18 protein-coding genes are annotated in these 19,164 nt (G+C 68.7%); 5 read left to right on the top strand and 13 right to left on the bottom strand.

Features of this window, described 5'->3' with window-relative positions:
• Positions 1–15: 15 nt before the first annotated feature.
• The 5 genes from RTA_RS04100 to RTA_RS04080 are packed head-to-tail and all read right to left on the bottom strand — an operon-like array spanning position 16 to position 5,048.
• Positions 16–2,145 (bottom strand): type IV pilus secretin PilQ, encoded by a 2,130-nt coding sequence (locus RTA_RS04100; protein WP_013900114.1) that lies wholly within the window; start codon positions 2,143–2,145, stop codon positions 16–18.
• Entirely contained in the window at positions 2,142–2,687 is a 546-nt protein-coding gene (locus RTA_RS04095) for a pilus assembly protein PilP (RefSeq protein ID WP_013900113.1), read from the bottom strand. Before RTA_RS04095 ends, RTA_RS04100 begins: the two co-directional genes overlap by 4 nt.
• Positions 2,687–3,352, bottom strand: a complete 666-nt coding sequence (locus RTA_RS04090; protein WP_013900112.1) for a type IV pilus inner membrane component PilO — start codon at positions 3,350–3,352, stop codon at positions 2,687–2,689. Before RTA_RS04090 ends, RTA_RS04095 begins: the two co-directional genes overlap by 1 nt.
• Positions 3,353–3,357: 5 nt before the next feature.
• On the bottom strand, positions 3,358–3,972 hold the full coding sequence (locus RTA_RS04085; RefSeq protein WP_013900111.1) for a PilN domain-containing protein: 615 nt from the start codon (positions 3,970–3,972) through the stop codon (positions 3,358–3,360).
• Positions 3,969–5,048: a pilus assembly protein PilM gene (locus tag RTA_RS04080; protein ID WP_013900110.1), complete on the bottom strand. Its 1,080-nt coding sequence runs from the start codon at positions 5,046–5,048 to the stop codon at positions 3,969–3,971. The genes RTA_RS04085 and RTA_RS04080 overlap by 4 nt, the downstream gene beginning before the upstream one ends.
• Before the next feature lie 270 nt (positions 5,049–5,318).
• Between RTA_RS04080 and RTA_RS04075 the strand changes: the two genes are divergently transcribed.
• A complete protein-coding gene (locus RTA_RS04075) occupies positions 5,319–7,805 on the top strand; it encodes a penicillin-binding protein 1A (RefSeq protein WP_081466206.1) in 2,487 nt (828 codons plus the stop codon).
• Here RTA_RS04075 and cyaY read toward each other — a convergent pair.
• Positions 7,802–8,137, bottom strand: coding sequence for an iron donor protein CyaY (gene cyaY, locus RTA_RS04070; RefSeq protein ID WP_013900108.1), 336 nt, complete (start codon positions 8,135–8,137; stop codon positions 7,802–7,804). The two genes, RTA_RS04075 and cyaY, sit on opposite strands and share 4 nt — an antisense overlap.
• Before the next feature lie 12 nt (positions 8,138–8,149).
• Between cyaY and lptM the strand changes: the two genes are divergently transcribed.
• On the top strand, positions 8,150–8,386 hold the full coding sequence (gene lptM / locus RTA_RS04065; protein ID WP_041675026.1) for an LPS translocon maturation chaperone LptM: 237 nt from the start codon (positions 8,150–8,152) through the stop codon (positions 8,384–8,386).
• On the top strand, positions 8,383–9,654 hold the full coding sequence (gene lysA / locus RTA_RS04060) for a diaminopimelate decarboxylase (protein WP_013900107.1): 1,272 nt from the start codon (positions 8,383–8,385) through the stop codon (positions 9,652–9,654). The genes lptM and lysA overlap by 4 nt, the downstream gene beginning before the upstream one ends.
• A 10-nt stretch (positions 9,655–9,664) precedes the next feature.
• On the opposite strand, the gene msrQ is transcribed toward lysA, so the two are convergent.
• The 5 genes from msrQ to RTA_RS04035 form a co-directional block, all read right to left on the bottom strand.
• Positions 9,665–10,324: a protein-methionine-sulfoxide reductase heme-binding subunit MsrQ gene (msrQ, locus tag RTA_RS04055; RefSeq protein WP_013900106.1), complete on the bottom strand. Its 660-nt coding sequence runs from the start codon at positions 10,322–10,324 to the stop codon at positions 9,665–9,667.
• Position 10,325: 1 nt separating this feature from the next.
• Entirely contained in the window at positions 10,326–11,324 is a 999-nt protein-coding gene (msrP, locus tag RTA_RS04050; RefSeq protein WP_013900105.1) for a protein-methionine-sulfoxide reductase catalytic subunit MsrP, read from the bottom strand.
• Between the two features lie 65 nt (positions 11,325–11,389).
• Entirely contained in the window at positions 11,390–12,712 is a 1,323-nt protein-coding gene (gene ccsB, locus RTA_RS04045; protein WP_013900104.1) for a c-type cytochrome biogenesis protein CcsB, read from the bottom strand.
• A complete protein-coding gene (locus tag RTA_RS04040; protein WP_041675025.1) occupies positions 12,709–14,832 on the bottom strand; it encodes a cytochrome c biogenesis protein ResB in 2,124 nt (707 codons plus the stop codon). The genes ccsB and RTA_RS04040 overlap by 4 nt, the downstream gene beginning before the upstream one ends.
• A 93-nt stretch (positions 14,833–14,925) precedes the next feature.
• Positions 14,926–15,639 (bottom strand): c-type cytochrome, encoded by a 714-nt coding sequence (locus RTA_RS04035; RefSeq protein WP_013900102.1) that lies wholly within the window; start codon positions 15,637–15,639, stop codon positions 14,926–14,928.
• A gap of 86 nt (positions 15,640–15,725) precedes the next feature.
• Between RTA_RS04035 and yihA the strand changes: the two genes are divergently transcribed.
• Positions 15,726–16,418, top strand: a complete 693-nt coding sequence (yihA, locus tag RTA_RS04030) for a ribosome biogenesis GTP-binding protein YihA/YsxC (protein ID WP_081466205.1) — start codon at positions 15,726–15,728, stop codon at positions 16,416–16,418.
• Positions 16,415–17,344 carry an alpha/beta fold hydrolase gene (locus RTA_RS04025; RefSeq protein ID WP_041675024.1) on the top strand — a complete coding sequence of 310 codons (930 nt, stop codon included), beginning with the start codon at positions 16,415–16,417 and terminating at the stop codon, positions 17,342–17,344. Before yihA ends, RTA_RS04025 begins: the two co-directional genes overlap by 4 nt.
• On the opposite strand, the gene RTA_RS04020 is transcribed toward RTA_RS04025, so the two are convergent.
• Together RTA_RS04020 and RTA_RS04015 are read right to left on the bottom strand one after the other, a co-directional pair.
• Entirely contained in the window at positions 17,338–18,234 is an 897-nt protein-coding gene (locus tag RTA_RS04020) for an LpxL/LpxP family acyltransferase (protein WP_013900100.1), read from the bottom strand. The genes RTA_RS04025 and RTA_RS04020 overlap by 7 nt on opposite strands.
• Positions 18,231–19,070 (bottom strand): lysophospholipid acyltransferase family protein, encoded by an 840-nt coding sequence (locus tag RTA_RS04015; protein ID WP_013900099.1) that lies wholly within the window; start codon positions 19,068–19,070, stop codon positions 18,231–18,233. Before RTA_RS04015 ends, RTA_RS04020 begins: the two co-directional genes overlap by 4 nt.
• Positions 19,071–19,164 lie beyond the last annotated feature (94 nt).

The raw sequence follows: 19,164 nt of genomic DNA, 5'->3' as shown, positions 1-19,164 counted from the left end.
TCTCTCCTGTTTTGTTTACCTGGCCGCGGCCCGATCCGAAATCATCTTTGGCGTGATGAACACCAGCATCTCCTGCTTGTTGGAGCTACGCTGCTTGTTCTTGAACAGGTAGCCCAGGACCGGAACGTCCCCGAGCAGCGGCACCCTGGCTTCGTTTTCCGTTTCGGTCAGCTCGAAGATGCCGCCGATCACCACAGTGCCGCCGTTCTCCACCAGCACCTGCGTCTTGATGTGCTTGGTGTTGATGGCGATGCCGGCGGCCGTGGTCTCGCCCCGGCTGTCCTTGGTGATGTCCAGGTCCAGGATGATGTTGCCCTCGGGGGTGATCTGAGGCGTCACTTCCAGCTTGAGCGTGGCCCGGCGGAACGCGACCGAGGTGGCGCCGCTGGACGTGGCCTGCTGGTAGGGGAACTCGGTGCCCTGCTCGATCAGCGCCTTCGTCTGGTCAGCGGTGACGACCCGCGGGCTGGACACCAGCTTGCCCTTGCCGTCCGCTTCCATGGCGGACAGCTCCAGGTTCAGGAACCGGTTGGCCGCGGAGCTGAACAGCGAGATGGCGAAACTGGGCGCATTGAAACCGGCCAGGCCGATGGCCGGCAGGTTGACAAAGTTGGTGTTGAGGGTGGTCAGATCGACATCGCCCTCCCCGGTGGTGCCCGACACGGCATCGTAGGTGCCGCCGAGCGCGACGCGGTTCGTGCCGCCACCGACGGAGTAACCCGGGTCGCCGCCGCGCAGTCCGCGCAGATCGCTGCCGCCCAGGCGCACGCCCAGCGAGCGGCCGAAGGTGTCCGAAGCTTCCACGATGCGGGCCTCGATCAACACCTGGCGCACGGCGATGTCCAGCCGGGCGATCAGCGCCTGCACCTGCTCCAGCCGCGAACCGATGTCGGTGACGAACAGCTGGTTGGTGCGCGGCTCGGCGATCACGCTGCCGCGCGGGCTCAGCATGCGCGCCGCGCCGGTGCCCGAGGTAAGCTGGGCGGCGATGTCCACCGCCTTGCTGTAATTGAGTTGGAAGGCCTGCGTGCGCACCGGCTCCAGGGTCTGGAGGGCGGCGCGCGACTCGAGGTCGAGCTTTTCCTTGGCCGCGATCTCGTCCTTGGGCGCGACCCACAGCACGTTGCCGCTCTTGCGCATGCCCAGGCCCTTGGCCTGCAGCACGATGTCCAGCGCCTGGTCCCAGGGCACGTCCTTCAGGCGCAGCGTCACGGCGCCTGTCACCGAGTCCGAGGTGACGATGTTGAAGTTGGTGAAGTCGGCGATCACCTGTAGCAGCGACCGGACCTCGATGTTCTGGAAGTTGAGCGAGAGTTTTTCCCCGGCGTAGCCGGGGCCCTGCGTCAGCTTGTTCGGGTCGATCTTCTGCTGGCGCACCTCGACCACGAACTGGTTGTCGCTCTGGTAGGCGCTGTGCTCCCACAGGCCCCGGGGCTCGATCACCAGCCGCACGCGGTCGCCGACCTGGGTAGTGGTCACGGTCTGCACGGGCGTGCCGAAGTCGGTCACGTCCAGGCGCCGGCGCAGCCCCTCGGGCAGGGACGACTTGAGCAGTTCGACCACCAGGCTCTTGCCCTGCTGGCGGATGTCCACCCCCACCTGGTTGTTGGGCAGGTCCACGATCACCCGGCCCGCGCTGTCGGTGCCGCGGCGGAAATCGACGTCCTTGATCGGCTGGGTGTCGACGGCGCGGTTCTCGGCGAAGGTGTTCTGGGCCGGTGCCGGCGCGGTGGCGGCCACTGCCACCGGGTCCAGCATCACCAGCAGCGACTTGCCTTGCAGCTGCGCCTTGTACGCCGTCGGCGCCTTCAGGTTGAGGACCAACCGGGTACGCTCACCCGACTGCACCACGTTGACGGAGCGCAGGTTGCCCTGGTTGATGTCGACCGACGAGCGTCCCATGCCGTTGGCGGCGCCGGTGAGGTCCAGTGCGACGCGCGCCGGAGCCTGGATGGTGAAACCGGCCGGCACTGCCGCCAGCGGCTGCGAGAAATCGACCCGCACGACCTCCATGCCTCCCTGGATGGAGCTGGTGACCGACTCGATCACGGTTTGCGCGTGCGCCTGGACGGCCGCCAGCGACGTCAGTACCGCACAGCTGAGCGTCAGGAACGAGCGCCACTGCATCAGTTTTCGTTGTTTCATTTCGTGGACCTCTCTTGCAGCTGCAAAGTGGCTGTGCGTTCTACCCATTCACCGGCCGCGTCCTGCACGATCTCGCGCAGCATGACCTCGGCCTCCCCTACCTTGGTGATGCGCCCGTAGTTCTGCCCCAGGTAGTTGCCCGGCCGGACCTGGTAGAGCAGGTTGTCCACCCGCACCAGCGCCACCGGTTGGCCCTGCTTCATCAGGCTGCCGACCATGGCCATGGCATCCAGGGGATAGGCCTCCAGCGGCTCCTTGCGGCGCGCCAGCTCGGGCGCCACCAGGGCCGCGTTGGCCGTGTTCTGCCCGGACTCGCGCTTGAGCGCCTGGGTCAGCTTCAGGTTGCTGAACGGATCGGTGGCCGCTTCCTCGCTGTACAGCTCGGGAACGAATTTCTTGGGCTCGGGGATGGGCTTGATCTGCGGCTTGGTCTGTGCCTTCTGGTCGGCCATCCACTGACGCAGCTCGTCTTCCTGCGACGTACCGCACCCCGCCAGCGCGAAGGCTGCCAGGACCACACCGGTGACAGAGGTCCGCTTCATCACTTCTTGCCTCCAGCCGCCTTGCGCTGCGCGTTCACTTCATCGGCATCCAGGTAGCGGTAGGTCTTGGCGGTGGCGTCGAATGTGAGGGCTCCGTCCTTGGCCGGGGTGATGGCCATGTTGTTCAGTGTGACGATGCGCGACAGGTTGGCCACGTCGGAGGCGAAGGAGCCGATGTCGTGATAGCGGCCGGTCACGCGCACGGCGATGGGCAGCTCGGCGTAGTACTCCTTCACGCTCACCTGCCCCGGCCGGAACAGATCGAAGTGCAGGCTGCGGCCCAGGCCGGCCTGGTTGATGTCGGACAGCAGCGCGTCCATCTCGGCCTTGCTGGGCAGCTGCTTTTCCAGCTGGATCACGTACTGCTGGACCTGCTCGCGCTGTTTCTTGAGCGCCTCCAGGTTCACGGCCTGCGCGAGCTTTTTCTTGTAGTCCTCGCGCAGTTCCAGCTCCTTGCGCTGTTCGGCCTGCAGCTCCTCGTCGGAGCTGCTTAGCCAGACGAACCACAACGCGACGACGATCGCTGCCGCCAGCGCCAGGCACAGCAGCGCCTTGGGCAGCCCCGGCCAGGAGGCCGGATCGTTGGGATTGAGGCCGCGGAACTGGGCCTGGAGCTGCTGCTGCAGCGCGGCGAAATCGACCTTGGGTAGGGATTGGGTGGCCATGGCGATCAGGTCTTGGGCGCCGAAGCGGCGCTGGCGGCGGCTGCGGCTTTTTGCGCCTCGCTGGCGCGCAGCACCTTGACGCGGATGTTGAAGTTCGCGACGCGACGCTGCTCCCGCGGCGACAGGTTCACGTTGCCGGCGACGATCTCCACCAGCTCGGGGCGCGTCAGCCAGGGGCTGTTGTTGCCGAGGTTGCGCAGCAGCTCCGACACCCGCTCGTTGGACTGGGCCACGCCGAGGATCGCGACCGACTGGTTTTCCTGCTTGACGCTGGTGACGTAGACGCCGTCCGGCAGCTGGCGCACCAGCTCGTTCAGGAGGTGCACCGGCATGTTGCGGTCGGCCTGGAGGTCCTCCACGGCCTGTTGCCGCGCACGCAGCGCCGCGATCTCCTGCTGCAGGGCGGCGATGTCCTTGATCTGGTTTTCCAGTACCTTGATCTCGGTCTTCAGCACCATGTTCTGCGCCTGCTGCCGGGAGATCTGGGCCGCGTACCAGAGGTAGATGGCGCCGGAGACCAGGAGGCCGGCCACCGCCGATGCGCCCAGCGTGGCATAGAAGCGTTCGCGTCTTTTCTTGCGCGCCGCCTCGCGGTGCGGCAGCAGGTTGATCAGGATCACTGCAGGAACCTCCGCATGGCCAGACCGCAGGAGGTCAGGTAGGACGGCGCTTCACGCCGCATCTTCTTCTCGCGCACGCCGCCGGCGACCTGCATGCCCTCGAACGGGTCGGCCAGGCTGCAGGGAAAGGAGGTTTGCGCCGTCACCATCTCGTTCAGGCCGGGCAGCGCCGCCGAACCGCCGGCGATCATGATGTAGTCGACCCGGTTGTGCGGCGTGCTGGTGAAGAAGAACTGCAGCGCCCGCGCGATCTCCTGCGCCATGCTCTCCACGAAGGGCTTGAGCACGCCGCCCTCGTAGTCGTCCGGCAGGTCGCCGCTGCGCTTCTTGGTTTCCGCCTCCTCGGGCGAGAAGCCGTACTGGCGGACGATCAACTGGGTCAGCTGCGCCCCGCCGAAGGCCTGGTCCCGGTCGTACAGGACCTCCTCATTGCGCATGACCTGCATGCTGGTGGTGAACGCGCCCACCTCGAACAGCGCGACCATGGTGTCGACGCCGCCGTTCGGCAGGCCCTGGATCAGGCGGCCGGCCGCCAGGCGCGAGGCATAGGACTCCACGTCGATGATCACGGGCTTGAGGCCGGCGGCCTCTGCCAGGCCCTGGCGGTCCTGGACCTTCTCCTTGCGCGAGGCGGCGATCAGCACCTCCACATCGCCCGCGGAGGTGGTACTCGGGCCGACCACGCAGAAGTCCAGGCTCACTTCGTCCAGGGAGAAGGGGATGTACTGGTTGGCCTCGGCCTCTACCTGCAGTTCCAGGTCCTGCTCGGACAGGCCGCCCGGCAGGATGATCTTCTTGGTGATCACCGCCGAAGGCGGCAGTGCCATGGCGACGTTGCGGGTGCGTGTTCCGCTTTTCTTGACGACGCGACGCATCGCCTCGGCCACTTCGTCGAACTTCTCCACGTTGCCGTCGGTGATCCAGCCGCGCTCGAGCGGCTCGATAGCGCAGCGCTCCAGCACGTAGTTGCCGTTCCGGTCACGCCCGAGTTCCACCAGCTTCACGCTGGAAGAGCTGATGTCCAAGCCCAGCAGTGGCGCGGCTTGGTGGCTGAAAAGCGAGCTCAGAGAACTCAAGACAGTCTCCTGAAACGACCTATTTCAAGGCGTAACAAACTTAAGGTTTCACTTCAATGCTAGCAGTAACATCCTTGTCGACAAAGGACTTTTCCCCCTCTACGGCTGTGCACGTTGGCAAAAACTGACGAGGTTCACTGCGATACTGGGAGCGTCCCCTGCCCGCCAGCGGCCTTCTTTCATCAGCCGGGCGATCGCGCACCTTGGGACAATGCTCATGCGTTGAGGAGCAAGCTCCGATAATGTCCACGCAGCCTCATCTCACTCTTTATGCCTTCTGAAGCTCAACAGGACAAGCCAGCCTCCTCGCCCCGAAAGCCCGCTGGCTGGGAAAGTACGCTCGGTCGTGTCGCTTTGTGGACAGGCGGCGCGCTGCTGGCCGTGATCGTGTCGGTGGCCACCATCGTTGGCGTGGCGCTGGCGGTCGCCTACCCCAATTTGCCGGACATCTCGGAGCTGTCGGACTACCGGCCCAAGCTGCCGTTGCGGGTGTTCTCGGCCGAGGGCGTGCTGATCGGCGAATTCGGCGAGGAAAGGCGCAACCTCACGCCCATCGCCGAGATCCCGCAGGTCATGAAGGATGCCGTGCTGGCCATCGAGGACACGCGCTTCTACTCGCACGGCGGCGTGGACTACCGGGGCCTCTTGCGAGCGGCGGTGGCCAACCTGGGGAGGGTCAAGAGCCAGGGCGCCTCGACCATCACCATGCAGGTGGCGCGCAACGTCTATCTCTCGTCCGAAAAGACCTTCACCCGCAAGCTGTACGAGGTGCTGCTGACCATGAAGCTGGAGCACCTGCTGACCAAGGACCAGATCCTGGAGATCTACATGAACCAGATCTTCCTGGGCAACCGGTCCTACGGGTTCTCGGCGGCGTCGGAAGCGTATTTCGGCAAGCCCATGAAGGACATCACGATCGCCGAGGCCGCCATGCTGGCCGGCCTGCCCAAGGCGCCTTCCGCCTACAACCCGATCAGCAACCCCAAGCGCGCCCGGGCGCGCCAGCTCTACATCATCCAGCGCATGGAGGAGAACGGCTACATCACGGCGGCCCAGGCGGCCGCGGCCAAGCAGCAGGAGCTGAAGATCCGCAGCGGCGGCGAGGTCCTGCGCGTACACGGCGACTACGTGGCCGAGACCGTGCGCCAGCTGGTCTATGCGCAGTATGGGGACGAGGCCTATACCCGCGGCCTCAACGTCTTCACCACCGTCAAGCTGTCGCATCAGGAGGCCGCCTACAAGGCCCTGCGCAAGGGCATCATGGATTACGAGCGGCGCCAGATCTACCGGGGCCCGGAACAGTTCGTCGATCTCCCGGCCGACCCCAAGGAACTGGACGACGCGGTGGACGACGCCCTGGCCGAGCATCCCGACAACGGTGACGTGATGTCGGCAGTGGTGCTGGAGGCCAGCCCGAGGCGGGTCGTGGCCGTGCGCCAGACCGGCGAGGAGCTGGAGATCACCGGCGAAGGCCTGCGGCCGGCCCAGCCCGGCCTGTCCGCCAAGGCGCCGCCCAAGATCAAGCTGCGCCGCGGCGCGGTCATCCGGGTGTTGAAGACGCCCAAGAACACCTGGGAGATCACGCAGCTGCCCGAGGTCGAAGGCGCCTTCGTGGCGCTGGACCCGCGCGACGGCGGCATCCTGGCGATGATCGGCGGCTTCGACTTCAACAAGAACAAGTTCAACCACGTCACCCAGGCCTGGCGGCAACCCGGCTCGGCGTTCAAGCCCTTCATCTATTCCGCCGCGCTGGAGAAGGGATTCACGCCCAGCACCATGGTCAACGACTCGCCGCTGTTCTTCGACGCCGGCGTCACGGGTGGGCAGCCCTGGGAACCCAAGAACTACGACGGCAAGTTCGAAGGTCCCATGCAGCTGCATACCGCCCTGGCCAAGTCCAAGAACATGGTGTCGATCCGCATCCTGGAGGCGGTGGGCCCGCACAACGCCCAGGACTGGGTGCTGCGTTTCGGTTTCGATGCCGAGAAGCACCCGCCCTACCTTCCCATGGCACTGGGCGCCGGCTCGGTCACGCCCATGCAGATGGCCACCGCCTATTCCGTCTTCGCCAACGGCGGCTACCGCGTCAACCCCTGGCTGGTGACCCGCATCACCGACCACAAGGGCCGCACGCTGGTGGAGAGCCAGCCGCCACTGCTCAACGAATCAGCGCGCGCCATCGACGCCCGCAATGCCTTCATCATGAACCGGCTGCTGCAGGAGATCACCCGCTCGGGCACCGCAGCCAAAGCGCAGGCTTCCCTGAAGCGTCCCGACGTGTACGGCAAGACCGGCACCACCAACGACGCCATCGACACCTGGTTCGCCGGCTTCCAGCCCACGGTCGCCGCCGTGGTCTGGATGGGCTACGACACGCCCCGCTCGCTGGGCGACCGCGAGACCGGCGGCGGCCTGAGCCTGCCGGTGTGGATCAGCTTCATGGAAACCGCGCTCAAGGGCGTGCCGGTGGCGGAGCCCACGGCGCCGGACGGCGTCATCAACGTGGCGGGCGAGTGGTACTACCAGGAGTACTCGAACGGCGCGGGCATCACCAGCCTGGGCGGCGCGGCGCCGACGGAGCCGGCCTTGGTGCCGCTGACACCGCTGACGCCGCTGGGCGGCAGCACCGGCGAAGGCACGCCCGGCACGCCGGCGACCGACCGCAGCCTGCTCAATTCGGACGGCTTGCCGCCCACGCCCAGCCGCCCGCCGGCGGGCGAGGAGCGACGCAGCATCCTGGACCTGTTCCGCAACTAGGCGGGCGCCACGAAGCGCAGCGCCTGGCCGGCCTGCTGGCTGGCGTAGCGGCTCAGGTCCGCGAAGAACTCGCTACCGGTCTTGGTGTCGCGCCACTGGCCGCCATCGAAGCGGTAGTGGAAGCCGCCGGCCTTGGCGGCCATCCAGACCTCATGCAGGGGCTTTTGCTGGTTGACGATGACCTGGCTGCCGTTGGGGAAGGTGAGCGTCACCATGCCGCCCACGCGCTGGTTGTCGATGTCGGCATCGCTGGCCTCGTTGATACGGTCGCAGCTCGCCTCCACCGCGTGCAGCAGGGCTTCGGCCTGGTCCATGTATTCGAGGTCGGTCATTACAATTTCACGATGTTCGACCTATCGATTCTAGTGAGGCGGGTCACCTGCGGCCCGCTGGGGCTGGCCGTGCTGTCCCTGGTGCTGGCCGGCTGCGGCCAGAAGGGCTCGCTGTACCTGCCCACCGGCCCGGCGGCGGCCAACCGCGCCACGCTGCCGCAGACCCTGACGCCGGCGCCGACCAACCCCACCGTCGCGCCTGCCCCGGCCCCTGCAGCGTCCACGCCCACCGGCAACAGCCCGCCATGACCCACCTGCCCGGCCACCCTTACGTCCACCGGCAGGACGGTGAACTCTGGATCGAACAGCTGCCGCTGGCAGCGCTGGCGCGGCAGCACGGCACGCCCCTGTTCGTCTATTCCAAGGCGGCCATGCTGGCAGCGCTCGCGGCCTACCAGCGCGGCTTCGCCGGCCGCCAGGCCACCATCTGCTATGCGATGAAAGCCAACTCCTCGCTGGCCGTGCTGCAGCTGTTCGCGCGGGCCGGCTGCGGTTTCGACATCGTCTCGGGCGGCGAGCTCGAGCGCGTGCTCGCGGCCGGGGCGCTGCCCTCCAAGGTCATCTTCTCCGGGGTCGGCAAGACACGCGCCGAGATGCGCCGCGCGCTGGAGGTGGGCATAGGTTGCTTCAATGTCGAGAGCGAAGCCGAGCTCGAGGAGCTGAGCCGGGTGGCCAGCGCCGCCGGCGTGGCGGCGTCCGTGAGCATCCGTGTCAACCCGAACGTCGATGCCAGGACCCATCCTTACATCTCCACCGGCCTCAAGGACAACAAGTTCGGCGTCGCGCACGAGCGCACTCTGCACGCCTACCGCCGCGCCGTCGAACTGCCGGGGCTGAAGGTGGTGGGCATCGACTGCCACATCGGCTCGCAGATCACCGACGGCGCGCCCTACCTCGACGCCATGGACCGCGTGCTCGACCTGGTGGAGGCGGTCGAGGCCGCCGGCATCCCCCTCGCCCACATCGACTTCGGCGGCGGCCTGGGCATCGACTACAACGGCGACCGCCCACCGGCCGCCGATACGCTGTGGGCGCAGCTGCTGGCCAAGCTGGACGCGCGCGGCCATGGCGGCCGCCATCTCATGATCGAGCCCGGCCGCTCGCTGGTGGGCAATGCCGGCGTCTGCCTGACCGAGGTGCTGTACCTCAAGCCCGGCGAGCACAAGAACTTCTGCATCGTCGATGCCGCCATGAACGACCTGCCGCGGCCGGCCATGTACCAAGCCTTCCACCGCATCGAACCGGTGCGGCCGACGCGCGGCAACGCGCAGCGCTATGACGTGGTCGGCCCGGTGTGCGAGAGCGGCGACTGGCTGGGACGTGACCGCGAGCTGGCCGTGCGGTCCGGCGACCTGCTGGCCGTGCTGTCGGCCGGTGCCTACTGCATGAGCATGGCCAGCAACTACAACACCCGTGGCCGCGCCGCCGAGGTGCTGGTGGACGGCGACCGGGCCCACCTGATCCGCGAGCGCGAAACGGCGCAGGACCAGATGCGGATGGAACGGCTGCCCGGTTGATGCAAGCGGGCTAGGCCCGCTTCCTCTTCGCCCACTGCAGCACACGCCACCCCAGCAGCACGGCCAGGATGGCGGCATACACCGCCACCTCGGCGAAGTCGTTCTTGCCCGCGCGCATCCAGAAGAAATGCAGCACGGCCAGACCGGCGACCGCATAGACCAGCTTGTGCAGCGCCTGCCAGCGCTTGGCCCCCAGGGCCTTGACTGCCCGGTTGAACGAGGTCGCGGCCAGCGGCGTCAGCAGCAGGAAAGCGGCAAAGCCCACCAGGATGAAGGGCCGCTTGGCGATGTCGCGCGCGATCTCGCTCACGTCGAAGCCCATGTCGAACCAGGCGTAGCTGACCAGGTGCAGCACGACGTAGAAATACATGAACAGGCCCAGCATGCGACGAAAGCGCGCCAGCGCCGGCAGGCCGGCCAGCACCCGCAGCGGCGTCACCGCCAAGGTCAGGCACAGGAAGCGCAGCGTCCAGTCGCCGGTGGCGCGGATCAGGTACTCGGCCGGATTGGCGCCCAGGCCATCGGTCAGGGCGCCGTAGAACAGCCAGCCGAACGGCAGCAGGCACAGTGCGAACAGCAGCGGCTTGGCCGCCGGGTGCATCAGCCCGCGCGAGACCGCGGCGGGCGGGCGACGCGAGGCCGGTGCGGCATGGGTGGCCGAAGAGGCCATCTCAGTAGTTCTTCTTCAGGTCCATGCCGGCGTACAGCTGCCCCACCTGGGCCTCGTAGCCGTTGAACATCAGTGTCTTGCGCTTCTTGGCGAACAGGCCGTCCTCGCCGATGCGCCGTTCGGTGGCCTGGCTCCAGCGCGGATGGTCGACATTGGGGTTCACGTTGGAATAGAAGCCGTACTCGTTGGCGGCGGCCTTGTTCCAGGCGGTCCTGGGTTCCTGCTCGGTGAAGCGGATGCGCACGATGCTCTTGCCGCTCTTGAACCCGTACTTCCAGGGCACGACCAGCCGCACCGGCGCGCCGTTCTGGTTGGGCAGCACCTCGCCGTACATGCCGAAGGCCAGCAGGGTCAGCGGGTGCATGGCCTCGTCCAGGCGCAGGCCTTCCGCGTAAGGCCAGTCCAGCACCGAGGCGCGCAGGCCGGGCATGGTGGCCCGGTCGGCCTGGGTGATGAACTCCACGTACTTGGCGTTGCCCAGGGGCTCCACCTTCTCGATCAGCCGCGCCAGCGAGTAGCCGACCCAGGGGATGACCATGGACCAGCCTTCCACGCAGCGCAGGCGGTAGATGCGCTCTTCCTGTGCGCTGAGCTTGAGCAGGTCCTCGATGGCGTACTTGGCCGGCTTCTTCACCAGGCCGTCGACCTCCACCGTCCAGGGCGTGGTCTTGAGCGTGTGGGCGTTGCGCGCCGGGTCCGCCTTGTCGGTGCCGAACTCGTAGAAGTTGTTGTAGCTGGCGGCGTCCTTGTAGTCGGTCACCTTCTCCATGGTGACCGCACCGGCCACGGCCGAGCGCGTGCCCGGCAGAGGGGCCAGCTTGCCCGGGCGTTGCACCTGCTGGGCCAGGGCCTGGCGCCCGGCCCAGGCCGCCAGCGTGCCGCCGGCGGCGCCGCTGGCCATGAAGCGCAGCAATTCCCGCCGGTTCTGGTAGGCCGCCCGCGGCGTGATCTCGCCGGGGACCGGGTGGATGAATCCGTCGTCGTTCGTCTTGATCAGCATGCTCGTCGTCCTTGGGGTTCTGGTCAGGTTACGCGGGCCGGTCGGGCAACGGATTCAGTAGGGCATTACAGGTTGCCGTAGCTGTGCAGCCCCGACAGGAACATGTTGACGCCCAGGAAGGCGAAGGTGGTCACCGCCAGGCCGACCAGCGCCCACCAGGCCGAGACGGCGCCGCGCAAGCCCTTCATCAGCCGCATGTGCAGCCAGGCCGCGTAGTTGAGCCAGACGATCAGCGCCCAGGTCTCCTTGGGGTCCCAGCTCCAGTAGCCGCCCCAGGCCTCGGCGGCCCACAGCGCTCCCAGCACGGTGGCGATGGTGAAGAAGGCGAAGCCCACGGCGATGGACTTGTACATCACATCGTCCAGCACCTCGAAGGCCGGCAGGCGCTCGGCGATGCGCCGCCGCAGCATCAAAATGCCACCGACGATCAGGGCCGAGATGCCGAAATACACCGCCCAATAGTCGCTCATGCCGCCCTCGGGCGCCTTGCGGAACACCAGCGGCTCGAAGCACAGCACCATGCCCAGTGCCCACAGCGGCGCCAGCTTCCACCAGCGCGTCTCGGCCGCCTGCGCCTTGACCAGGTAGGCGAAGGCCACCATGGCCGCCAGCGCGAAGGTGCCATAACCCACGAAGTTGGCCGGCACGTGCAGCTTCATCCACCAGCTCTTGAGCGCCGGCACCAGCGGCTGGATCTCGTGCGCCTCGCGCACCACGGTGTACCAGAGCAGGAAGCCGACCGCGGCGCTGACCACCAGCATGGCGAAGGCGCCCAGGGCGCGCGTGCCGTACTGCTGCTCGAAGTACAGGTAGAACAGCGCCGTCATCCAGCAGAACAGCACGAACACCTCGTACAGGTTGCTCACCGGGATGTGGCCGATGTCGGGGCCGATCAGGTAGCTCTCGTACCAGCGCACCAGGGTGCCGATCAGGGCCATGCCCACGGCGACCCAGGCGATGCCCGAGCCGATGCGCTCCATGGCAGTGGCCTGGCCACGGCCCAGCAGGCCGATCCAGTAGAAGGCGGTGCTCATGAAGAAGAGCATGCTCATCCAGAGGATGGCGGACTGGCTGGACAGGAAATACTTCAGCCAGAAGACGGACTCGGCCCGGCCCAGGTCGCCCTGGTAGCTGCCCACGCCCAGCAGCGCGAAAACCGCCACCGCCGCCATCAGCCGCTGCAGGGGCCGCCAGAACCAGCCCAGCCAGACGGTCGAGGGGATGGCCGCCAGCAGGATCGCCTTCTCGTACACGTCCATGTAGCCGCCGTAGCGGCTGAAGGCAAAGGCGCCGCCGGCAGCCACCAGCGCGGCGAACAGCCAGTCCAGCCAGTTGCGGCGGGCCAGGAAGCCCTCGTTCAGAATCAGGGTGGTGGTGGCGGTGTTCATGGATGGCCCAGGAGTTTGTGGCGCAGCAGCTCGAATTCGCGGTCCGTGTCCAGCGTCTGGCGGTTGCTGGACAAGGCCATGGTGGCGCGGGACCCGCCGGCCTGCGGCGCCAGCCAGACCCACAGCCGCCTCTCGCGCACGTAGAGCATGGCGAAAACGCCCAGGATCAGCAAGGCGCAGCCCAGGTAGACGATGTTGCGCCCGGGGGCGCGCGCCACCTGGAACACGCTGGCCTGGACCTGGGTGAAGTCCTTGAGCTGGAAGGCCATGGGCGCAGGGTACAGCGGCGCGTCGCTCAGGGCCAGCACGGCCTGGCTCATGAAGGCCTGGGTGGCGTCGCTGGGCTGCAACGGTGCCAAGCCGGCCTGCTCGCGCGTCAGCTGCACCAGCTCGAACAGCGAGCCGCTCAGGATGCGCACCAGCACCTCGCCCGCGCGGGCCCGCTCGGCCTCGGGCACGTTGGCCTCCATGAAATTGGAGATGGCCTGCAGCCCACCTACCGCCTTGCCGTCCGGACCACTGCCGCCGGCGAACAGCTGCAGCGCGCGGCTGGCCGAGGCGGCCAACTGGCCCGCCAGCTCGGGCCGCGCCGGGTCGGTGGCCTTGGCGGCGTAGCGGCGCACCGCCTGCTCGCGCAGCTGCGCGTCGGCCAGCGCATCGCGCAGGCGCACGAAGCCGGCCAGCTCGCCCTGGTCGTCGGCGGGTATGCGCAGGTAGCGGAAGGCCTGGGCCGGCGTGTCGCGCAGCCCCAGCAGGAACACCGGCACGCCCTCGCCCATGTCCACCGGCAGCATGTAGTTGTGGAACTCGCGCGCCTGGCCGGCGGCGTCGCGCAGCTTGTAGGTGATGCTGGGGCCCACGTTGCGCAGCTCGCGCTTGGTCACCGTCTTGTTGCCCGCGCCCAGGCGCGCCTCGATGGAGCTTTGCAGGTCCACCTTGCGCACGTCGGCGCCGCTGCTCGCGGGGTCGCCGCTGAAGTTCTCGACGTTGATCACGCGCAGGGCCGTGTACTCCAGCGCCAGGGTCTGCGCGCCCTCGCCCTGCCCCCTGGACAGCTGCGAGCTGCCGCCGATCACGCCCTGGATCTCGAACGCCTTGCCGCCCGGGCTCATGGGCACGGCCGCCAGCCGCACCGTGGAGCCGCCGTCGTCGAAGCTGGACTGGTAGATCTCGATGCCGCGGTGCCGGGCCGGGTGGTTCACCTCCACGCGCGCCGGGACCTTCTCGCCGGTCTCGCGGTCGTGGATCACGATCTCGCTGGCGAACAGCTTGGGCATGCCGGTGGAGTAGTGCTCCACGATGAACTTCTTCAGCTCGATGGAGAACGGCAGTTCCTGCAGCAGGATGCCGTCGGACTGGTTCAGGATGGCCGTGCCCGCCTGCGCGCCCTCGGCCACCAGCAGGTTGCCGCGGAAGGTGGGATTGCCGGCCGGCAGCCGGTGGCGGGCCGGCACGTCGGCGATCATGCCGCCGCCGGCAAAGGGTTGCTTGCCGCCCCACCACATCTGCGCCCGCACGATCAGGTCGCCGTCCAGCAGGCCGCCCAGGCAGACCAGCACGATGGCGCTGTGCGCCGCGATGTAGCCCAGCTTGTTGGCCGCGCCGGCCTTGGCGGCCACCATCCAGCCGGTGCCGGCGGGGCCTTCGCGCCGCTGCAGCTTGACCTTCCAGCCGGCGCGCGCCAGCGCCTGGCCGATGCGCTGCGCCGCCAGCTCCGGCGCGTCCGCCACGCCACCCTCGGCCTTGTGGCGGAAGGCCTGCAGGCCCTGCTCGCGGATGTTCTCCTTGTGCGCCTTCAGGTCGGTCAGGATCCGGGGCGTGTTGCGGGCGATGCACAGCGAGGTGCTGGCCACCAGGAAGGCCAGGATCAGCAGGAACCACCAGGCGCTGTAGACCGCGTTGAGCTTGAGCGCCAGGAACAGCTCGGCCCAGAAGGGGCCGAACTGGTTGAAGTAGTTGACGGCGGGCTCGTGCTGCTTGAGCACGGTGCCGATCACCGAGGCGATGCAGATGACGGTGAGCAGCGAGATCGCGAAGCGCATCGACGACAGCATCTCCACCGCCGCGCGCAGCGTCTGCGAGCCGGTGCGGACCCGGAGTCCGTGGGTCGAAGCGTTCATGGTGGGGGCGTGAAAGGGACGACAGGCGGGAGCCCGGTGCGAGTCCCGCCTGTCTTAAGTGTCTGCCAAAGCGGGCTTGGTTCCCGCTGGGCCTCAGCGAAGCCCGGCGACGTAGTCGGACACCGCGCGGATCTCCTGGTCGGTCATGCGCGAGGCGATCTGCATCATCTGCACGCTGTTGGGCCGGGCGCTGTCGCCCTTGACGTTGGGAACGTTGGCGGCCGTGCGGAATTTCACCAGCTGCGCCGCGGTGTAGTCGGCATGCTGGCCCGACAGGCGCGGGTACTGCGCCGGGATGCCTGCGCCGTTGGGGCTGTGGCAGCCCGCGCAGGCGGCGATCTGCCGGTCGGGCAGGCCGCCGCGCCAGATGCGCTCGCCCGTGGCCACCAGCTGCTTGTCGCGGGCGAAGCCCGGCTTGGCCTTCTGGCGGTCCAGCCAGACGGCGATGTTGCGCATGTCGGCGTCCGACAGCTGCGCGGCAAAGCCCTGCATGATCGCGTTGGGCCTCTTGCCGGCCTTGTACTCCTGCAGCTGCTTGACGATGTACTCCGGATGCTGGGCGGCCAGCTTGGGGTTGGCCGGGATGGCCGAATTGCCGTCCGCGCCGTGGCAGGCGGCGCACACCGCGGTGAAGCGCTGCTCGCCCAACGCGGGGTCCGGCTTGGCGGGGGCCTGGGCCGCTGCCGCCGGCTGCGCGGGTGCCACCTGGTCGGCGGGCGCGGCATTCGCGGCCGGCTGCTGGGCCAGCGCCGTGGTCACGGTCGCCGCCAGCGAGGCAGCCATCAGCAGGAAAGCGTGCAACTTCATAGGCTTGGGAATTCGTCTCTTGAGGCGCAAAACCGCGAGATTCTACAATGCCGACCCCGGCCCTCCGCCCTGACTGGACAGCACGCATGACGCACCCGCCGGGCCCCGCCGCCCCTGCTCCTTCCCCCGCGCCACCGGCCCGCGCCACCGCGGCCCAGGCCATGGGATGGCTGCACACGGCCCGCTTCCTGACCACGGCGCCGCGGCTGGAATTCCTGCCGCCGCACGAATGGCCCGAGATCGCCTTCGTCGGCCGCTCCAATGCCGGCAAGTCCACCTGCATCAACACGCTGGCGCAGCAAAAGCGCCTGGCCTTCGCCTCCAAGACGCCTGGCCGCACGCAAAGCATCAACCTGTTCGCGCTGGGCCGGCAGGGCCTGACCGACGCCGTGCTGGCCGACCTGCCGGGTTATGGCTACGCCGCCGTGCCGCAGCAGGACAAGCTGCGCTGGCAGCAGGTCATGGCCAGCTACCTGGTCACGCGCGAGAACCTGCGCGGCGTGGTGCTGCTGTGCGACCCGCGCCACGGGCTGACCGAGCTGGACAACATCCTGCTGGAGGTGATCCGCCCGCGCGTCGAGCAGGGGCTGAAGTTCCTGGTGCTGCTGACCAAGGCCGACAAGCTCAATCGCAGCGAGGCCGCCAAGGCCCTGTCCATCGCGCGACTGCAGGCTGGCGGCGGCGAGGTGAAACTGTTCTCTGCCCTGAAGAAGCAGGGCGTGGAGGACACCGCCCTCCTGTTGTGGCAGTGGACGCACCCCGAGGAGCCGGCGCCATGATCGAGACCTACCTGCAGCCGCTGCCGCACGGCACCACCCTCAGCTGCCGCGCCGCCGGCCGGCGCGGGCGTCCGGTGCTGGTGTTCCTGCATGGTTTCCCGGAGGCGGCTTTCGTGTGGGACGGCCTGCTGGAGCACTTCGCCCGGCCCGAGCACGGGGGTTACCGTTGCGTGGCACCCAACCTGCGCGGCTACGAGAAGTCCTCGTCCCCCGCCGACGTGGCGGCCTACCGGCCCAGGCACCTGGTCCAGGACGTCGCGGCCCTGATCCAGGCCGAAGGCGGGCAGCTGGAATGCCTGGTGGCCCACGACTGGGGCGGCGCCGTGGCCTGGAACCTGGCCAACCAGCTGCCGCAGCTGACCCGGCGGCTGGCGATCGTCAACTCGCCCCACCCCGGCACCTTCCTGCGCGAGCTCCGGGCCAACCCGCGCCAGCAGGCCGCCAGCGCCTACATGAACTTCCTGATCCGGCCGGACGCCGAGCGGCTGCTGGCCGAGGACGACTACCGGCGCCTCTGGGCCTTCTTCACGTCCATGGGTGGCGAGGCCTGGCTGACGGACGACCTGAAAGCACGTTACCGGGCTGTGTGGGACGGCCCTGCCGGCGGGCCGCCCGGCGCCGGCCTGGTGGGCGGCTGCAACTACTACCGCGCCTCGCCGCTGCGCCCGCCCCGGCCCGGGGAGCCGGCCGCCGCGGCCGTCACGCTGCCGCGCGAGGCGCTCACCGTGGCCTTGCCCACGCTGGTGCTGTGGGCCATGGACGACCTGGCGCTGCTGCCCGGCCTGGTCGACGGCTTGGAGGAGTACGTGCCGCGGCTCACGCTGGAGCGCATCCCCGGCGTCAGCCACTGGATCGTGCACGAGCAGCCGGGGCTGGTGGCCGACCGGATCGGACGCTTCCTGCTGCAAGCGCCCCAGGATCAATAAACCCCCGGCTCCCCCGCCGGCCGCGTCTTGAAGCGCTTGTGCACCCAGAAATACTGCTCGGGCCGCTGGCGCACCTGGCCCTCGATCCAGCGGTTCATGCGCGCCGTGTCGGCCAGCGCGTCCCCGGTGGGGAAGTCGTCCCAGGGCGGCAGGAAGCGCACGCGCCAGCCCTGGCCGCCCGGCAGCATCTCGGCCACCACCGGCTGCACCTTCATGCCCAGCGCGCGCGCCATGCGCGAGGGTGCGAGCAGCGTGGCGGCCGGCACGCCGAAGAAGGGCACGAAGGCGGCATCGCGCTCGCCGAAATCCATGTCCGGCAGGTTGAAGAAGCCCGCGCCCTGGCGCACCGCGCGCATCAGCGGCTTGGCCGTCTCGCTGCGCGCGAAGATCTGCGCGTTGCCATGGCGCAGCCGTCCGCGCCGCACCGCCGCATCGATTACCGGGTTGGTCTGCGCCTGGTAGATGGACACGCCGGGCCGGCGCACGTACAGCTGCACCGCCGCGCCGGCGACGTCCAGGCCGACGAAGTGGGGCACCAGCCACATCACGGGGCCCGGGTGCCGGTCGGCAAAGCCCACGTCGCCCTCCACATGGATCAGGTGCCTGAGGCGCGCCACCGGCGCGTACCAGAGCAGGCCGCGTTCCAGCACGCTGCGGCTGAACCACTGGAACAGCTCTCGCGCGATCCGCTCGCGCTCGGAGGGCGGCCTCTCCGGCAGGCACAGCTCCAGGTTGCGCAGGGCCACGCGGCGGCGCGAAGCCGCCAGCCGCCACAGGGCGGCACCCAGCGCGCGGCCGCAGGCGGCCTGCCAGGCCAGCGGCAGCCACTGGAACAGCCACAGGAAGGCCAGCACGGCACGGCTGCCGGCACCGGACAGCAGGGCTTTCATGATTTGGCGGCCTGCGCCCGCGGCGCCTTGTAGCGCGCGTAGCTCCACAGGTACTGCTGCGGGCATTCGCGGATCAGCCGGGCCATCTCCTCGTTGAGCTGCGCGACCGCCGGCTCCAGCTCGCCCTGCAGCGGCTGCAGCAGCTCGCGGAAATGCAGGCGGAAGCCACGCCCGCCGGGCAGCCGCTCGCCCCACACCAGCCGCACCTCGGCGCCGGTCTGCAGCGCCAGGCGCGCCGCCAGCGTCATGGTGTAGGCCGGCCGGCCGAAGAACGGTACCCACACGCCCATGCCATCGGGCGGCACCTGGTCGGGCAGCAGGCCCACCGCGCGGTTGCTGCGCAGCGCCTTGATCATCTGGCGCACGCCGGCCAGCGTGGTGGGCGCCGCCTCCAGGCCGGGCCGCCCGCGCGAGGCGGCGACCAGGGGGGCCAGCCAGGCCTTGCGCGCCGGGCGGAACAGCACCGTCAGCGGGCCGTGGGCGGGCGCGTAGCGCTGCGCCAGGGCCTGCGCGGTGACCTCGAAGCAGCCCAGGTGCGGCGTGAGGAACAGCACGCCAGCGCCCCGGGCATAGGCCCGGTCCACGCATTCGGCGTTGTCCCATTCGATGGGCGGCATGCGGCCCAGCCACAGCCGCGGCAGCTCGGCCACCATGCGGCCGATGTGGGCCACGGCCGGCCGGGCTTCGGCGAAGCGCAGGCCGGCCTGGGCGATGTTCCCCAGGAAGCGCCGGCGGTAGGTGGGCGACAGCGCGAAGGCGAGCCAGCCGATGGCGGCGCCCAGCGCGTGCAGCACGCGCAGGGGCAGGACGGACAGCAGGCGAAACAGCGGCAGCATGGTGGCGCGAAGGCGCGGCGCAGCGGTAGAATCCGTCCCGTCGCCGAGTTATTGAACTACTTGCAGGGCGACGTTAAACCAAGCTGCTAAAGCG

It is taken from the genome of Ramlibacter tataouinensis TTB310 (assembly GCF_000215705.1).
GTDB classification, from domain to species: Bacteria; Pseudomonadota; Gammaproteobacteria; order Burkholderiales; family Burkholderiaceae_C; genus Ramlibacter; species Ramlibacter tataouinensis.
The sequence above is the reverse complement of the archived record's forward strand: the minus strand, read 5'-3'. Positions and strand labels throughout refer to the sequence as shown.

What these genes read in the sequence shown, in the direction of transcription:
- RTA_RS04100 (WP_013900114.1), bottom strand. Translation starts at nt 2,145, where the DNA reads ATGAAACAACGAAAACTGATGCAGTGGCGCTCGTTCCTGACGCTCAGC.
- lptM (WP_041675026.1), top strand. Translation starts at nt 8,150, where the DNA reads ATGTTCGACCTATCGATTCTAGTGAGGCGGGTCACCTGCGGCCCGCTG.
- cyaY (WP_013900108.1), bottom strand. Translation starts at nt 8,137, where the DNA reads ATGACCGACCTCGAATACATGGACCAGGCCGAAGCCCTGCTGCACGCG.
- RTA_RS04040 (WP_041675025.1), bottom strand. Translation starts at nt 14,832, where the DNA reads ATGAACGCTTCGACCCACGGACTCCGGGTCCGCACCGGCTCGCAGACG.
- RTA_RS04020 (WP_013900100.1), bottom strand. Translation starts at nt 18,234, where the DNA reads ATGAAAGCCCTGCTGTCCGGTGCCGGCAGCCGTGCCGTGCTGGCCTTC.
- RTA_RS04090 (WP_013900112.1), bottom strand. Translation starts at nt 3,352, where the DNA reads ATGGCCACCCAATCCCTACCCAAGGTCGATTTCGCCGCGCTGCAGCAG.
- RTA_RS04075 (WP_081466206.1), top strand. Translation starts at nt 5,319, where the DNA reads ATGCCTTCTGAAGCTCAACAGGACAAGCCAGCCTCCTCGCCCCGAAAG.
- lysA (WP_013900107.1), top strand. Translation starts at nt 8,383, where the DNA reads ATGACCCACCTGCCCGGCCACCCTTACGTCCACCGGCAGGACGGTGAA.
- msrQ (WP_013900106.1), bottom strand. Translation starts at nt 10,324, where the DNA reads ATGGCCTCTTCGGCCACCCATGCCGCACCGGCCTCGCGTCGCCCGCCC.
- RTA_RS04015 (WP_013900099.1), bottom strand. Translation starts at nt 19,070, where the DNA reads ATGCTGCCGCTGTTTCGCCTGCTGTCCGTCCTGCCCCTGCGCGTGCTG.
- RTA_RS04095 (WP_013900113.1), bottom strand. Translation starts at nt 2,687, where the DNA reads ATGAAGCGGACCTCTGTCACCGGTGTGGTCCTGGCAGCCTTCGCGCTG.
- yihA (WP_081466205.1), top strand. Translation starts at nt 15,726, where the DNA reads ATGACGCACCCGCCGGGCCCCGCCGCCCCTGCTCCTTCCCCCGCGCCA.
- RTA_RS04035 (WP_013900102.1), bottom strand. Translation starts at nt 15,639, where the DNA reads ATGAAGTTGCACGCTTTCCTGCTGATGGCTGCCTCGCTGGCGGCGACC.
- RTA_RS04025 (WP_041675024.1), top strand. Translation starts at nt 16,415, where the DNA reads ATGATCGAGACCTACCTGCAGCCGCTGCCGCACGGCACCACCCTCAGC.
- msrP (WP_013900105.1), bottom strand. Translation starts at nt 11,324, where the DNA reads ATGCTGATCAAGACGAACGACGACGGATTCATCCACCCGGTCCCCGGC.
- ccsB (WP_013900104.1), bottom strand. Translation starts at nt 12,712, where the DNA reads ATGAACACCGCCACCACCACCCTGATTCTGAACGAGGGCTTCCTGGCC.